The organism is Paenibacillus aurantiacus (assembly GCF_042431225.1).
Taxonomy (GTDB): domain Bacteria; phylum Bacillota; class Bacilli; order Paenibacillales; family Paenibacillaceae; genus Paenibacillus_Z; species Paenibacillus_Z aurantiacus.
In genome coordinates this window covers 356,092-371,404 of sequence record NZ_JBHMDO010000017.1, presented here as the reverse complement: position 1 = coordinate 371,404, position 15,313 = coordinate 356,092, and the positions used below count along the sequence as shown (strand labels likewise).

The window sequence follows — 15,313 nt, the reverse complement described above, 5'->3', positions numbered from 1 at the left end:
GCTGCTTATGATTGGCTGTGGCTAATCGAGTATTTTTACCGCCGAACCGTAACGTACAGGCGGATTCATATCCAATTGCATATTCTCGGAAGTGATTTCCACGGCCATCCCTACTTTCAGTAAGGCGATTGCATCCTTCTCAAGCACATACCACGCGGCCTCTTTATTTCCTTTTGACTGAGAAAGAACATCTTCTCTGGTTGCTGAGGCTAAATCTAGGCTGCCCAAATCTCGAATCAGAAGCACCCTGTTGTCCGATGTCGTTTGCTCCAGCAGCGCAATATACCCATAGCTTTTCGTTTCTGTATTCGGCGGCAAATCTTTAGCAAAGGATTCAGCATTCTTATTCACATTTCCGACATTGGGGACGACAGATCGGTTATTTTCATTGCTGCAGCCTACAAGCCCGATAGCAGCTGCCGCAATGAGCAAAATTTTAATCGTCTTCATGACCGTGCTCCTTTCGATGAGCGGTTCTTTCGGTGATTACTAACTTGACGGTGCTCTCATCCTGAAGGTTGCGGTTCAATAATAAAGGTGTTTGTATCAAATGCGAAAATTCTTGTTCATTCTGCTCCTAGCTGGCGGGGGACTATCGCTGTGCTATTATTTTATACTCCAAGGACGAACTGCCAATAAGCTGACCGAGGAAATAACCAGCGCTCAACAATATGAACTGGCTCAAATCGATAAACAAGCCGCCTTATCCGTAGCGCGGTTAAAGCGGCTTGTCGCCGATGGCCAGCTGCAGGCGGGGGAAGTGCAGCTGGCAACATACGTTGTTGAAGATTTTCGAGGCATAACCGAACGTTACAGTCATATGGCGCTCATGAATGACCAGTCTGCGATGAGCAAGCTCGAAGAGCTGCGAGCAACGTTATAGCATTGCGCTGCAAAAGATCGACCAACCGCAGACTTCCTTGACCGTTCAACAGGAGACTTCCATGGTCAAAGCGTTGGAGTCGTTCCGCGGAGGCATTCAATCGTTGGTGCACTATTAGCGTTCGTTACACCGGAATAACCGAGCTCTGCACGCCGACGACGTCATCCCCGAGGGAGATGCTTCTGCGGCCGCGGGGCAAAGGTGAGCGAACGGCACAGCAGTTCTTGCATGACCCGATGGAGTACGAAAATTAAATATGTGAAAAAGAACCGATGATGGTGATAATCCGCAGTCGGTTCTTTGTGCTGTCTTCAGTCGTCTATTCGACGGACCATTCCTCCTCGTCAGCGATCCATTTGCCCGTATGTAGGTCGTAGGATTCGAGTCCGTCATGAATTAGACTTCCTCGCGATGTTCGTAGAATGCCCAGAATTGATCATACTTAGGTAGGATTTTGTTTAAATCAGGGCGACTAATTAAACCATGAAATATTGGACAATGGACTCGGCATATCATCTAACATCAAAGGAGGGGGTATTGTGGAGCCAATTACCTTAGTAATAGCTGGAGTAGCTAGTATATCACTTGTAGGTTATGTGCTTATAAAGAAAAGAAACATTCATACTATTGAAGATATCGAACATAGCAATGAAAAAGAAGGCTCGAGTGTTAACTCTCTTCTTACAAGCGATAAGATATCTTTTGCTTTAACAAAAACGATATGTCCCCCAATACATAAATTAAGTGACATCATTGATAATTCCGAGCGCAACCTGGATATTGCCATGTACACTTTTACTGATCATGAAATCTTGACAAGGATAATTCAAGCTACTAAGCGGGGAGTCAAGGTGCGTTTAATCACTGATAAAAAACAAACAAGTAGTGCAAAGGGACAGCTTCCCATACTTCAAGAACTTTCGGCTGCCGGCGTACCAATTAAAATTAATAAGCATAATGGATATATGCATTTAAAAGTTTTAATCACTGACCACAAAAAGGTTGTAACGGGTTCATACAATTACACCGGTGCCGCCAAAAAAAATCATGATGAAGTTATAGTAATATTAGAGGATAGTGAAATTGCAAATAGATGGACTGAACAATTCAATAAAATGTGGAATGATAACGCAAATTTTAGACCCATTAATTATGAATCATTGAGTCATGTATCATGAACGTCTTGCAGAGTCGTCTTTAAACACGCCTAATATTATCATCACAAGGAAACCAAAGACAGCAATAAAAACAATAGAATGAAACAATCCATATACTAGATACTTGATTCCACCAATGCCAAAAACTATTCCCATGAACGCAGGTACTAGAAGTAACAAAATACGTAATATTTTTTCTAAACCTAAAATTTCATCCCAGTTGTTAAATTTATAAAAAAATAAAAACGCTCCAGCACAAAGGAAAAAAGCCAAAGTGTACATAAGTCCGGGAAGCCAGAAGTTTTGACCTGTAGAATATAATGAATGGTATCCTTCACTTAAATCAGGGGTTTCTTCAACCATATCTTTAAGTGGTGAGACAAATAAGGACGCCGCTCCTTGGGCTGCATCAGTAGCTAAAGTCGAGAAATTTGTATCCAATGGATGAAAGTGTCTGTTACCGATAAAACCCAATGCCAGTGCAATTAAAACCATGCAACAAAAAACCAGATCTTTATAGCGGGAATGCATTGTCCCCACCCCTTTAGTTATGTTTTTCTATTCTATGTCCACGACACATACAATTAGGACGTGGTCTCAATATTTATTATATGGATGATACTTTATAATCGTTTTCAGTGTATCGCCACCAAGCAGGAGTAATACAAAAAATAGGAGCCGCCTTCGGAAAGATAGCGGCTCCTATTAATTATACTATCGACGATTTCCTACACCCGCCCCTTCCGATACTCCGTCGGTGTCATCCCCGTGATCCGCTTGTACGTGTTGCTGAAGTACGCCAGATCCGAGTAGCCGACGCGCTCGGCGATCTCGGAGATCCGCAGCGTCGTTCGGCATAGCAGCTGCTTGGCGCGCTCCATCCGCTGCTCGAGGACGTAGTCGATGAAGTTCATCTTCATCTGCTGCTTGAACAGCTGACTCAAGTAGGAGGGGTTGAGGTGCACCTTGGCCGCGACCTCCTGCAGCGTCACGTCGCCGGGCAGCGCCTCCTGGATATACCGGACCGCTAGCTTGATCGGCGATTCTTCCCGTTCATTCCCCGCCGTGACCGGTGTGGGCGCGTCAGTTGTGCCGCCTGCCGATTGGCGCGTACGGATCGTCTCCAAGCACTTGCGCATGTCGTCGACCTCGACCGGCTTGAGCAGATAGTCCACGACCTGCGCCCGCAGCGCGAATTGGACGAACTGAAAATCGTCGTACCCGCTGATCATGACGACTTCGGGCGGTTTCGGGCGTTCGCGCAGCAGCTGCACGAGCGTCAAGCCGTCCATCACCGGCATTTTCACGTCCGTCATGACGATGTCCGCCTCATGGTAGTCCAGCCAGTCCAGCGCTTCCTGTCCGTTCGCGCATTCCTTCACGACCTGATAAGGCGATTCGCTGCGCTCGATCACCTTGCGCAAAGCGGTCCTCACCCAACGCTCATCATCCACCAGCACGATGCTTGGCATAACGCTGCCTCCTCCGTCGTATTAACCCGCCCGATGCTCGGCATGGCCGCAAGGCAGACGCATCGTCACCCGCGTCCCTTTGCCCCATGCGCTGTCGATCGTAAGACCGTACGCTTCCCCGAACAAATGCACGATGCGCCGATGCACATTCGCAAGCCCGATGTGGCTGCCGTCATGCGTCGCGCCTGCCTCCAGCAAGCTTTGTTGGAGATACGCCAGCCGATCCGTCGGTATGCCTACGCCCGAATCCTCAATGGCAATCGTCCATGTTCCGTCCAGCTCCGCGCGGGCTGTAATGCGAATGCGGCTCGTGCCGCCGCCGGCTTCGAACCCGTGCACGATGCAATTCTCGACCAGCGGCTGGAGCGAGAATTTGGCGAAGGGCTGCTCGCGAAGCAGCTCCGGCACGTGGAATTCGTAGGCAAGCCGATCCTCGAACCTGTATTTCATAATGCGCAGATACATCTCGCAAATATCTAATTCCTGCTGCAAGGTCACGTAAGGCGACGGATGGCGCAAATTGTAGCGCAGAAGCCGGGAGAGCGCGGAGGCGACGTCGGCGATGTCGTCCATGTCCTGCTCGAGCGCCATGCCGCGGATCGTCTCCAGCGAGTTGTACAGGAAATGAGGGTTGATCTGGGCGATCAGCATCTTCAGCTCCATCTCCTTCTGCTGCAAGGTCATCTCCGTCTCCTTCAGCTTGGAGAAATAAATCTGCTCCAGCAGCTCCTTCAAATTCCCGACCATCTTATTGAAGCCGTGGGTGAGCAAGCCGAGCTCATCTCGGGAAGTGACGTGCGCCTTACTCTCGAAATCCCCGAGCTCCACGCGCTTCATGAGCCGCTGCAGCTGACGGACGGGCTTGATAATGCTGGACGCGAGTCCGATCCCGAGGCAGTAGGCGACGCCAAGCGTGATGATGACCGTCCACAGGATCGTCCGGCCGATATACCCGATGCCCGACGTCAGCTCCCGGTAAGGCACTGCGGTGACGAGCGTCCAACCGAGGAAGGACGAATGGCTGAAGGTGAGAAAGTTCTGCTTCCCGTCCGAAGACAGAATCGAGCCGCTCTCCATCGTTTGAATCTGGTCCAGTCCATCCAGCTGAGCCCGGCTTCCGAGCTGCGTCAGATCGGGGTGATACACGTAATGGCTCTGCGAATCCAGGATGAACATGTAGCCGGTCTTGCCGATCGTGACGAGGTCGGCGATTTCTTGAAAGCGCTTGTAATTCACGTCGATGACGAGCATCCCGATCGGCTCGAGCGTGTTGGGGCTGACTAGCCGCTTCACGATGGAGATGACCGGCTCCTCGCGGTCCTTCCACTTGATGACGCGGCTGACGAGCATCGGCTCCCCGTTGGCGGGCGCAAGCTGGTACCAATATTCGTCCATGAGCGGCGCCAGCGGCTCAATGCTATCGTCTCCCCGCAGATCGAGGATGAGGATGTTGCTTAGGAATAAGCTGATGTTGGAGATATCCGACCGCGAATAGCCGGAATCCCGCAGCAGCTGCATGATCGGCTGGCGAATCCGAGACTGCTCGATTTCCTCGAGACTGTTCATCTTCAGCAGCTTGCCCATGTCCGGGTGGTTGATCGTCTTCAGCGCGATGATCTCGATATCCCGGACGTAGTGCTCCACGTGGGATTTGACCTGCTCGATGATCTGCCAGCTGTACTGCCGCGTTTCGTGCTGCAGGACGCCGGACGAGCGCTGATACGAGATGAGGCCGACGATGAGCATCGGGATAATGACGAGCACGGCGGAGAAGACGAGCAGCCTCGCGCCGAGCGAATGATCGCGCAGGAACACCGTGTGCATGAACCAATGGCGGGCTCTATTCCAGACCATGCGGGCAGCTCACTCCTTTTAGAGGTCGTTCAAAAAGTCGCCAATTGATCACGAAGCAGCTCAAGGCGGAACTCGACATCGAATCTGGCGTTCAGGCTTGAAGTCCGGTGCTCATTTAGGTTGGCCTAAACTCCGCGCCTCCTTCTTCGCCTTCACGCCACCTTCTCGGTGCTGAATCGTCGACTTTTTGAACTATGATTCCCCCTTCATTATGCATGGTCGACGGGAATTCCCGCAACGGACCGTGGTGGAAAAAGCGGACGCCGCATGTTCACGCATCTTGCGGCGGGCGGCACGAATGGAAAGAGGGAGGCTCCATGCCTCCCCGACGCAATTGCGATATTAGCCGAACTTGAGTGAGTGCAAACCCGATTCCCGCGCCGTATGACTCCCCGCACACTGTGCGACCGAGATGCGCGATGCTCCGTCGCACGTCACCGGGTCCAATCTCGTTACAACCTACTTCGCGCCTTCAATCGCTGCCAAGACGTCCTTGTAATCCGCGCGGTATTCCTCGATCATCGGCTTGACGGCATCCTGCCAAGGCTTCAGGTCGGTGACCTCCGTGACGGTGACGCCTGCCGCCCGGACCTTGTCCTCGGATTCCTTCTCGAACTGCTTCCACTGCTCGCGCTGGTAGGTGATGGACTCGGTTGCCGCTTCCTTGATGATCTTCTTATCGGCATCGGACAGCTTATCCCAAGTCACTTGGCTGGCCATGAGCACTTCCGGCACGCGCTGGTGGCCGTCGACGATAATATGCTTCGCCTGCTCGTAGTGCTTGGAGGTATAGTAGCTTGGCCAGTTGTTCTCCGCCCCGTCGATGACGCCGGTCTGCAGCGCGTTGAACACGTCGCCGTACGGCATCGGGGTGGCGCTGGCGCCAAGCGCGTCCATCAGGTCGATGTTGACCTTGTTCTGGATGACGCGGATTTTCTGCCCCTTCAAGTCCTCAATCTTGGTCACCGGCTTGCGGGTATAGAAGCTGCGGGCGCCGGAGTCGTAATAGGCGAGCCCCATGAATTTCGACGAGCTGAGGTCCTCCAGCATTTTCTGCGCTTCGGGGCCGTTCAGGAATTTCCATTCATGATCCTCGTTCTCGAAAATATACGGCAGGCTGAACACGCCGAACGCCTTGTTGAACTCCGCCAGCGGGCCGGTGCTGACGCGGGTGAATTCGATCGCGCCAAGCTGCACCTGCTCGATGACCGCTTTCTCCTCGCCAAGCTGGGCGGAAGGGAACACCTCGATCTTGATCCGACCACCCGACTTCTCGCTGACGAGATCGGCGAATTTCTTGTCGGCCAGCGTCGTCGGATAATCAGCCGGATGCGATTCGGCAAGCCGGAACGTGTACGTCGGCTGCTTCTCCCCGTCTCCCCCGGAGGATGCGCCTTCATTAGCAGGGGCGTTCGCGTTATTCCCGCCGCTGCAGCCAGCGAGCATCGCGCCGGATACGAGTACCGCCGTAAGAACCCCAGTGAACCGTTTCATCTTCATCGTTCATCATCTCCTCAGTTATCGTTCGTCGTTCATCGTCCATCTTCCTGTGTTCGGGACCAATATAGTTAAAAGCGGATACATATCGGGAGAACAGTTTCGGTTTGCGTTACGGCGCGCCGTTGATCAGATGCGGCAGCCATAACGAAATTTCCGGGATATACGTGACGAGCAGCAAGGCGACGCACATGGCGAAGAAGAAAGGCCAGGACGCTTTGGTCGCTTGACTGACCGGTACTTTGCCGAGCGCGCAGCCGATGAATAAGACGGTGCCGACCGGCGGGGTAATGAGTCCGATGCCGCAGTTGAGGATCATGATGATGCCGAAGTGGATCGGATCGATCCCGAGCGTCGTGGCGACCGGCAGCAGAATCGGCGTCATGATCAGAATCATCGGGGCCATGTCCATCGGGAACCCGATCAGGAGCAGCAGGATGTTGATCATGAGCAGAATGACGGACGGGTTATCCGAGACGCTCAGGAACATGTCGGTCAGCAGCACCGGCACCTTCAAGTAGGCGAGAATCCAGCCGAACGCGTCGGAGGCGGCGATCAGGAACAACACCATGGCGACGGTGCGGAACGTCCGCTTCAGCACGATGCCGATATGGCGGAGCGGGACGTCGCGATACACGAAGAACGTCAGGATGAAGGCGTACACGCAGGCGATCGCGCCCGCTTCCGTCGCCGTGAACCATCCGCTCAAGATACCGCCGAGAATGATGACGCCGGTCATGAGCGAGAGGAAGCCGTCGCCGATGATCTTGGGTACCTGCGACCATTTGATCGGCTCGCCCTTCGGATAGTTCCGCTTCACCGCGATCGAATACGAGATGATCATGAGGGTGAACATGAGCAGCAGGCCCGGTACGATGCCGCCTAAGAACAGGTTGGAGACGGATACGCCTCCGGCCGCGACCGAGAACAATACCAGATTGTGGCTCGGCGGGAAAATAACGCCTTGAATCGAGGCGGACGTCGTAACCGCGACCGCATAATCCGCGTCGTAGCCTTTCTTCTTCATCGCCGGGATGAGCACGGAGCCGATGGACGACACGTCGGCCGCGGCCGAACCGGAGATGTTGCCGAAGAACATGCAGGCGACGCAGTTGACGAGCGCGAGCCCGCCGCGCACCGCCCCGACGAACAGCTGGGCGAAGTTGACCAGCCGGATCGCCATGCCGCCCGCGCTCATGATCTGTCCGGCAAGGATGAAGAACGGAATCGCCAGCAGCGAGAACGAGTTGATGCCTTGAATCATCCGCTGTCCGACGACGACCCACGGCAGATCGAGGTAGATCATCGTGACGAGCGCCGACCCGGCGAGCGTAATCGAGATCGGGAACCGCAGCAGCAGCAGGACGATGAACGTGCTGGCCAGAATGATGAGCGCGATCGTGTTCATGTCTTCGGCACCTCCTCGTCGATGTTCTCATGGCGGATCGTCTCGATGCCGATCAGCTGGAGCAGGGTGTAGACGCAGATCATGACGCCGGTGATCGGCATGACGACATACATGACGCTGTTCGGCAGCTTCGTCGCGGCGAGGGTGGACTCGTTCATGAGCACGGTGAAATCCCAGCCGTTCTTCACCAGATACAGGCCGAAGCCGAACACCACGATCAAGATCACCTTGTCGATGACCCAATTGACCTTCTTCGGCAGCAGATTGGTGAAGCTGTCCATCGCTAAGTGAAGCTTCTCCCGGAATCCGATCGCGATGCCCATGAAGGAGAACCAGACCATGAGCAGCAGCGTCACCTCCTCCGACCAGAAGAAGACGAAGCTGAACAGCTTGCGGGTGATGACTTGAATCGTCACGATGACCACCATAGCAACGATGGCGATTAACGCGAAATGTTCGAAGAACGAATCGATCGCCAGCGCTATTCGTTTTATGGTCTTTTTCAACCGGATGCCCCCTTTGCCGATAGCAATTTGCTTTTGTCAAATGTAAGTGCTTACATGAACTAAGTGTACGGGAGGACGCCGGTTTTGATAATGCGGCCGGTTTTAGGTCTTTTTGTAACTTTTTTAGGATCTGTTACAGGTATCTGGTGCCAGACGAGAGCGAACGGTATGATAATCTCGCAGATTACACGAAGGGGAGGACGAGGGAGATGGGGAAGGATTTGAATGTATGGGAGCCTGCCGAGCCGGGCGTGAAACGCAAAATTTTCAATCCGGGCGAGACGATCATGATGATGGAGGTCCACTTCGAGGAGGGAGCGGAAGGGTACCAGCACAGCCACCCGCATGAGCAGTTCTCCTACTGCTTGGAGGGGCGGATCGAGTTCGTCGTGGACGGGGAGAAGACGGTCATCTCGCAGGGCGAGACGATCTTCATTCCGGGCGGGGCGAAGCACGGCTGCCGGGCGCTCGTGGCGAGCAAGCTGCTCGATACGTTCACGCCGCTGCGGCTGGATTTGTTGGGACGAGCTTGAGAGACACGGCGATTCGGCGCTTAGGGTTGGCAAGGCCGTCTCGGCGGGCATTCCGAGCGAGCATGGTTCTTCAGGCGATGAATGGCAACCTGCGGCATACTTTAGGCAAGGCGCTCTCGCACCGGCGAGGGCGTTTTTTTTGTGCAGTCACCGCTAAAGAAAGACCCAATCCGCAACATATCCCGTCATTGAATAGGAGATCACTATAACAACAATCATATATTTATCATCGGTAACTTTTTATTGTAAAACGATAAAACGTATGATAAAGTCAACTTAACTAAAATCAAAGCGAGGGGCTTTTCATGAAACGAGGAACAACGCTCTTTTTGAAGGCGGCCGTCATTCTCATTGGCATTCCGGTGCTGGCCTTATGCATCTTCCTGGTGCCGAAGATTGCGGGTTTTATCGTCGAGCTGTATCCGGATCATGCGTATTTGGAGTATCTCGTGTATCTGATGTTCTACGGGGCGGCAGTTCCGTTCTACATTGCGCTGTATCAAGCGTTCAAGCTGTTGGCCTACATCGACGCGAGCCAAGCGTTCTCGGACTTGTCCGTGCAGGCGCTCAAGCACATTCGCAACTGCGCGCTTGCGATCAGCGGCATCTACGTGGTCGGCCTGCCGCTCTTCTATCTCATCGCGGAGCGGGACGATGCTCCGGGGGTCATCCTCATCGGCATGATATTGATCTTCGCCTCTGTGGTCATTGCCGTGTTCGCCGCCGTGCTCCAGCGGCTCCTGCAAGAAGCGATAGCGATTAAATCCGAGAACGATTTGACGGTCTGAGGTGAGAACATGGCGATCATTATCAATATTGACGTAATGTTGGCGAAGCGGAAAATGAGCGTAACCGAGCTGGCGGACCGCGTCGGCATCACGATGGCGAACCTGTCGATCTTGAAGAACGGCAAGGCGAAGGCGGTTCGGTTGTCCACGCTCGAGGCGATCTGCAAGGCGCTCGATTGCCAACCGGGGGATCTATTGGAATACCGAAGCGACGGGGATGGCGGGGAGTAACGGCAAGTAGGAGGAATGGAATCCGGCTTCGGCGTTAACGATTCGGCAGCTGGCCTAGACGGCCGGCTCCCGTTTTCGCGTTTAGGGGAAGTTCGCGCTGCGCTGAATTGCCTCTATCTTATTCAAGCGAGGTTCGAGTTCCGCACGGAATTGCTTTTTTAGCTCCGTGACGCTGGCCGCGCCATGAGCCGCTCGTTCGGCAGCCGGCATCAAGCGGGTCATCGCGTCATCCATGGCTCGGATTTCCTTGGCCAGCGCAAGCAGCATCGTCTTCGTGTCTTTCGGTATAACTTTGGGGCGGGCCTTCCAGTATAGGGCGCTAATATTGTACGCGATCCTATGGATATCGCAACGAATCGCTAACAGGAAAAGCGCGTCCTGCTGCTGCGCATCGGAACCTATGAAGTCTTCGACCGACGCTTCGGCAGTGTTATTGTCGAATATACCACTGAAGCGAATCAAGTCGACCGTCTGATCGGTCAACTCCTCGCCTAACCGTTTGGCCGCGTCAATCGATTGCTGCACGACGTCCGGCTTGGCGGTATCCGGCGCTTGTCCGATCGTCTCAAAGGCGTCCGCAAGCGGAAGGTAGCTCGGCGTCTTGTTGAAGAGCGTTACGAAAGCGTCGTCAACCTTGGCTTGGTACTGCTGCTTGTACACCTTCAGCGCCTCTTGCTTCTGCCTGTTGCCGTGCCAGAGAAAGAGGGATAGGATCGTAAAGGCCGCGATCAGCCAAGCGCTTGGTTTTCTGATGATCGTAAGCATAACGTGTGGTCTCCTTGGCTTCCTTAGGCTTTATTCCAACTTATAGTATTTCCTAATTCATCGAAGATGAAGCTTCCCGCGATAACAGCCCGCAATGTAACGGCATTCGTGAGCGGGAGAATCGTCAACGAGCGCGGAGAGCCGATTCAAGGCGCCTTGATTACGTATCGCAATGCAAAGGAAGAGCGAGTATATCCTTTTAAGAGCGATCCAACATCCCCGTTCTATAATGAATCGTATGTCACCTACCACGGAGGAACTAAGACGGATTCGTCCGGCGAGTATATGGTCAGCCACATTCAATTGGATGAAACCTATGAGTTTTTCATCAGCGTTCCGCAGAATAGCGGGTATTACGCGACCATTGAGAAAGGGATACGCGTCCCGCAAAAGGAATATGCGATCCCCGATATCGTGATTAGAACTAGGAACTGATACGCAGCAAGGCCAGTTTCCCCGACGGGCAAAGAGGTTGACGCACCTTAAGTCGTCACGTAACATTATGGCATCAGTAGAGGAGGTGGGAGCTTTGAATAGCATTCGCATAGATGTTGTGTTGCAGCTAGCCCCCCTTACGGAGCAGATGTGCGTCTAGGATACGCCGTGCGCGTGTCCGCTCCCTTCTGGCCATGGGCTGATCGCCCGTGGTCTTTTTTTATATTCAGGATCAATGAGGAGGCGCAACAGATGTTGAAATTATTCGAGTATAACTGGCAAGTTCGACAAGACTGGTTCGCTTGGTGTCAAGACGTTACCGAAGAAGAACTGCTAAAGAAGCGGCTAGGCGGGGTCGGAGGCATTTTGCACACCTTGTTTCATATTGCGGATGTGGAATTCAGCTGGATATCTGCTTTGCAAGGGAAGCCCGAGTTCACGGAGCCGTTCGAATCCTATGCCAGCCTGCAGAAAGTGATGGATTTATCCGCTAGGTTTCATGAGGAAGTTCGTCCTTTTGTCATGTCGTGGACCGATGAAATGGAATTGAAGATGTTATCGGAATTAACGCCGAACGGGGAGTCCGTTAACTTCAAATACGGAGAAATCATGCGGCATGTCATCGCACATGAAATCCACCATATCGGCCAATTGTCGGTATGGTCGCGGGAAGTCGGCAAAGTCCCCGTGACGGCTAATTTCATTCGCCGAGGCTTGTTGTAACCGATGGCACCACTGCATGGGGCAAACAAACATCGGCAACCTGAGAGGATGTACATTCATGGGCACTTGGGGAGAAGGCATAGCGCAAGACGACGTTGTGCTTGATGTGATTGGAACCTTCCAGCATATCTTGAAATACACGCAAGATCTCGCCGAAGCGACGCGCATTTGCTTGGAGAATTTTCAGGACGTGTTGGAAGACGAGGACGAGGGGCCGCTCGTTTGGCTGGGCATCGCGAAGGCGCAGTGGAGTTACGGCAAAGTCGATGAATCGATTATCGCGCAGATCGAGCAGGATTTGGAACAGGAGAACGGTTTGGACGGTTGGAAGGACGAATCGGAGAAAGCGCTGCTAAAGCGTAAACAGGCGCTCCGGACGTTCCTGCATCAATGTCGACAGCCGAACCCGAAGGTGAAGAAAATCCCGAAGCTCGTCCTCCGCAAAGCCTTGTTTCAAAACGGGGACTGTTTGGCCTTGCAGCTAAGCGATACGAAATATGGAGCGGCGGTAGTGATCGAGACGGATGAGAAGGATCCGGAATACGGCAAAAACGCGGTGGTTGCGCTTGAATATTATGATTCGGAACCCCCGACTGCGGATATCTTCTCAAGTGCGCCGGTCATGCAGTTCACTTATCCCAACGGCCGACAAGAACCATTAAGCGTGTGGTGTTACGCCCAGGGTTTCCGAAGTTTCAAGAAACAAGTGCGTGTCGTGGATACAACGGATACGGCACGCTTTAAGTCTGTTAGTGACCATCGATACTCAAGCTGGCCATACCTTTTTACAAACGTCAATGAACTAGGAAAGAAACTCTCTGCTCAAATAAGGCTTTAATCCGCAAATAGGCAGCCGATTAACGGCTGTCTTTGTTCTTTACTGAGGCAGGATACGCGAGAGGTATTGACATAAAAATCCAATCAAAATAAAATCTAACTAGTTAGTTAAATTAAATCTAGGGGTTAGAAGACAATGACGGAACGATCAAAGAGACCCTACGATGCTGCCCGCGCAAAGTCGGCGATTCTGGCAGCCGCCGAGCAATTGTTCGCGGAACATGGTTATTCGGCTGCGCGAATCGATGCGATTGCCAGCGCTTCGGGTTATAACAAAAGCCTCATTTATCAATATTACCAAGATAAGCTGGGTCTTTATGTAGCAGTCATCCAGCGAGCAGACCAATTAGGGAATGAAGCCTTTAACGCCGTGGTTGCTGAGATGTTAGCTGATGCGGAGGTGACCCGCAGTCCGGAGAAATTCAAGCGATTCTTGGAAGCCGTGCTCAAAACGTCTTATCGGTTCATGAACGAGAATCCCAATTACGTCAAAATATTCGCGTGGGAAGCGGCGGAGGAATGGAAGACGTGGAAACAGATCTCCTATGCCATGGATGAATTCACTCCGTTCTATGAACTGGCGCATGAAGCCAAGAAGAATAAGATCATTCGTCAAGACATCGAGCCCATTATGATTCCCATTCTCTTCATGAACAGCGTCATCCCTTTTCTCCAATCGTTTAAGCGGCTCGAGGGTATTACGAATGATCGTCTCAAGGCGGGAATGGACTCGCAACAATTTGTGGAACAGATTGTAAAGCTAGTTATATATGGCGTCATGGAGCCTTCTCTGCTGTAGATGCAGAGAGGTTTTACAATAATTAATTAAAACTAACTAGTTGTTTAAATTGAAGAGGAGGGATTCTAATGCAAAGATTTAACCAAAAAGTCGTGATCGTCACAGGAGGCGCAAGCGGCATCGGCGCCATGACGGCCCGCTTATTCGCGGAGGAAGGCGCAAGCGTCGTGCTGGCGGATATAGCCGAGGATGGACAAAGGCTGGCTGATGACTATCGAGCGGCAGGGTTAGAGGCGTCTTTTCTTCAAGTCAATATTACGAAGGAAGACGAAGTGATAAAGATGGTAAAGGATACGGTCGCGAAATATGGTCGTTTGGATATCTTGTTCGCGAACGCCGGCATCGCAAGCGATGGAACGGCAGATCAAATTGACTATGAGGAATGGCAGCGTACGATAGATATTAACTTAACGGGCGTGTTCCTAAGTAACAAACATGCCATCCGACAAATGCTAGCTCAGAACAACGGCGGTGCCATCGTAAATTGCGGTTCGGTCCATAGTTTCGTCGGTAAAGCCAGGGTTGCTGCATACGCTGCGGCCAAAGGCGGGGTTAAATTATTCACGCAATCTTCGGCGGTCGCGTATGCCTCCAGAGGGATTCGCATTAATGCGGTCTGTCCCGGTTATATTGAAACCCCGCTGATCGATCATTTACCTGAACCGGCAAAACAGTATTTGATTAGTCTTCATCCTATTGGGAGACTGGGGACTCCAGTCGAGGTGGCAAAGGCGGTCTTATTTCTAGCCAGCGACGATGCGTCGTTTATAACGGGATCGAGTTTAATGGTTGATGGAGGGTATACAGCCATGTAGTAGAATTGCACTAATTAACCCCAAGAGGGATCCACGAGTGAGGGGGATTTGAAAATCATGCGGTCGTGCGAATACGTATGATTCCCGATCTCATGACCAGCTTCTGTCTCTTTATCAGAATGATAATGCAAGCGCCGGAAGAGATGAGCCGTACAGGGATTGAATTTGTGCTAGAATGGAAAAAAATGCATGAAGGTGAGTCGTAGAATGAAACCATTAGCCGTTCTTAAACAATCCAAAGTAAAATATCTACTGCTATTACCTTCTTCCGTCATTACGTTTATCGTTCTAAGCTTTTCTTACCTTGCGATATTCGGTTTTGAATACCAGCATCGCTTTAGAGAAGAGTATATAGGGCCAAGTCAGACTTCGAAACTGATAGGGGTTGCAATCGTGGTCGGTTATCTTGCGCTGACCTATACATTCGCATGGTTTTATAATCGGGACAGAAGCAGAACCATCTCGCGGCTAGTCTGGTCCGTATTCAATACCTTTATTGTTGTTGCCGTGGGAATGGCAGCAAGCCTTCCGGTGCTGTTGCTTGCTAGCTTTTCCCTCATGGACTAGGGGACATGGTCGATGTAGCTAGGGTAGTCTAATCATAAAGGAG

At 52.2% G+C, this 15,313-nt stretch carries 19 protein-coding genes; 10 read left to right on the top strand and 9 right to left on the bottom strand.

Going from position 1 to position 15,313, the window contains the following annotated elements:
* Window positions 1-21 precede the first annotated feature (21 nt).
* Entirely contained in the window at window positions 22-450 is a 429-nt protein-coding gene (locus tag ACFFSY_RS10420; protein WP_377493495.1) for a hypothetical protein, read from the bottom strand.
* Between the two features lie 100 nt (window positions 451-550).
* Between ACFFSY_RS10420 and ACFFSY_RS10415 the strand changes: the two genes are divergently transcribed.
* Window positions 551-883: a hypothetical protein gene (locus ACFFSY_RS10415; RefSeq protein ID WP_377493493.1), complete on the top strand. Its 333-nt coding sequence runs from the start codon at window positions 551-553 to the stop codon at window positions 881-883.
* A 539-nt stretch (window positions 884-1,422) separates the two neighbouring features.
* On the top strand, window positions 1,423-2,061 hold the full coding sequence (locus tag ACFFSY_RS10410) for a phospholipase D-like domain-containing protein (RefSeq protein ID WP_377493491.1): 639 nt from the start codon (window positions 1,423-1,425) through the stop codon (window positions 2,059-2,061).
* Here the strand turns inward: ACFFSY_RS10410 and ACFFSY_RS10405 are convergent.
* The 6 genes from ACFFSY_RS10405 to ACFFSY_RS10380 form a co-directional block, all read right to left on the bottom strand.
* Window positions 2,056-2,571: a hypothetical protein gene (locus tag ACFFSY_RS10405; RefSeq protein ID WP_377493489.1), complete on the bottom strand. Its 516-nt coding sequence runs from the start codon at window positions 2,569-2,571 to the stop codon at window positions 2,056-2,058. The genes ACFFSY_RS10410 and ACFFSY_RS10405 overlap by 6 nt on opposite strands.
* 197 nt (window positions 2,572-2,768) lie before the next feature.
* Entirely contained in the window at window positions 2,769-3,512 is a 744-nt protein-coding gene (locus ACFFSY_RS10400; protein WP_377493487.1) for a response regulator transcription factor, read from the bottom strand.
* A gap of 21 nt (window positions 3,513-3,533) precedes the next feature.
* Window positions 3,534-5,366 carry a sensor histidine kinase gene (locus ACFFSY_RS10395; protein ID WP_377493485.1) on the bottom strand — a complete coding sequence of 611 codons (1,833 nt, stop codon included), beginning with the start codon at window positions 5,364-5,366 and terminating at the stop codon, window positions 3,534-3,536.
* Window positions 5,367-5,825: 459 nt separating this feature from the next.
* Window positions 5,826-6,866 (bottom strand): TRAP transporter substrate-binding protein, encoded by a 1,041-nt coding sequence (locus tag ACFFSY_RS10390; RefSeq protein ID WP_377493483.1) that lies wholly within the window; start codon window positions 6,864-6,866, stop codon window positions 5,826-5,828.
* 109 nt (window positions 6,867-6,975) lie between these two features.
* Window positions 6,976-8,271 (bottom strand): TRAP transporter large permease, encoded by a 1,296-nt coding sequence (locus tag ACFFSY_RS10385; RefSeq protein ID WP_377493481.1) that lies wholly within the window; start codon window positions 8,269-8,271, stop codon window positions 6,976-6,978.
* Complete coding sequence (locus ACFFSY_RS10380) at window positions 8,268-8,777, bottom strand: TRAP transporter small permease (protein ID WP_377493479.1); 510 nt, start codon at window positions 8,775-8,777, stop codon at window positions 8,268-8,270. Before ACFFSY_RS10380 ends, ACFFSY_RS10385 begins: the two co-directional genes overlap by 4 nt.
* Window positions 8,778-8,986: 209 nt before the next feature.
* Here ACFFSY_RS10380 and ACFFSY_RS10375 point away from each other — a divergent pair, with 209 nt between their 5' ends.
* The 3 genes from ACFFSY_RS10375 to ACFFSY_RS10365 all read left to right on the top strand — a co-directional run bounded on the left by ACFFSY_RS10375 (window position 8,987) and on the right by ACFFSY_RS10365 (window position 10,329).
* Entirely contained in the window at window positions 8,987-9,310 is a 324-nt protein-coding gene (locus tag ACFFSY_RS10375; RefSeq protein ID WP_377493477.1) for a cupin domain-containing protein, read from the top strand.
* A gap of 305 nt (window positions 9,311-9,615) precedes the next feature.
* Entirely contained in the window at window positions 9,616-10,098 is a 483-nt protein-coding gene (locus tag ACFFSY_RS10370) for a DUF2975 domain-containing protein (RefSeq protein ID WP_377493475.1), read from the top strand.
* A 9-nt stretch (window positions 10,099-10,107) separates the two neighbouring features.
* A complete protein-coding gene (locus ACFFSY_RS10365; RefSeq protein WP_377493473.1) occupies window positions 10,108-10,329 on the top strand; it encodes a helix-turn-helix domain-containing protein in 222 nt (73 codons plus the stop codon).
* Between the two features lie 81 nt (window positions 10,330-10,410).
* Here the strand turns inward: ACFFSY_RS10365 and ACFFSY_RS10360 are convergent, their stop codons facing one another.
* Window positions 10,411-11,094, bottom strand: coding sequence for a hypothetical protein (locus tag ACFFSY_RS10360; RefSeq protein ID WP_377493471.1), 684 nt, complete (start codon window positions 11,092-11,094; stop codon window positions 10,411-10,413).
* A 687-nt stretch (window positions 11,095-11,781) separates the two neighbouring features.
* Between ACFFSY_RS10360 and ACFFSY_RS10355 the strand changes: the two genes are divergently transcribed.
* The 4 genes from ACFFSY_RS10355 (at window position 11,782) to ACFFSY_RS10340 (ending at window position 14,703) form a co-directional block, all read left to right on the top strand.
* Complete coding sequence (locus tag ACFFSY_RS10355; RefSeq protein ID WP_377493469.1) at window positions 11,782-12,252, top strand: DinB family protein; 471 nt, start codon at window positions 11,782-11,784, stop codon at window positions 12,250-12,252.
* Between the two features lie 190 nt (window positions 12,253-12,442).
* A complete protein-coding gene (locus ACFFSY_RS10350) occupies window positions 12,443-13,090 on the top strand; it encodes a hypothetical protein (protein WP_377493467.1) in 648 nt (215 codons plus the stop codon).
* Window positions 13,091-13,225: 135 nt separating this feature from the next.
* Window positions 13,226-13,888 carry a TetR/AcrR family transcriptional regulator gene (locus ACFFSY_RS10345; RefSeq protein WP_377493465.1) on the top strand — a complete coding sequence of 221 codons (663 nt, stop codon included), beginning with the start codon at window positions 13,226-13,228 and terminating at the stop codon, window positions 13,886-13,888.
* A gap of 68 nt (window positions 13,889-13,956) precedes the next feature.
* Complete coding sequence (locus ACFFSY_RS10340) at window positions 13,957-14,703, top strand: SDR family NAD(P)-dependent oxidoreductase (protein WP_377493463.1); 747 nt, start codon at window positions 13,957-13,959, stop codon at window positions 14,701-14,703.
* 14 nt (window positions 14,704-14,717) lie between these two features.
* Here ACFFSY_RS10340 and ACFFSY_RS10335 read toward each other — a convergent pair whose 3' ends face one another.
* Entirely contained in the window at window positions 14,718-14,834 is a 117-nt protein-coding gene (locus ACFFSY_RS10335; RefSeq protein WP_377493460.1) for a polysaccharide deacetylase family protein, read from the bottom strand.
* A 76-nt stretch (window positions 14,835-14,910) separates the two neighbouring features.
* Here ACFFSY_RS10335 and ACFFSY_RS10330 point away from each other — a divergent pair, with 76 nt between their 5' ends.
* Window positions 14,911-15,270, top strand: coding sequence for a hypothetical protein (locus ACFFSY_RS10330; RefSeq protein ID WP_377493458.1), 360 nt, complete (start codon window positions 14,911-14,913; stop codon window positions 15,268-15,270).
* Window positions 15,271-15,313: the final 43 nt, after the last annotated feature.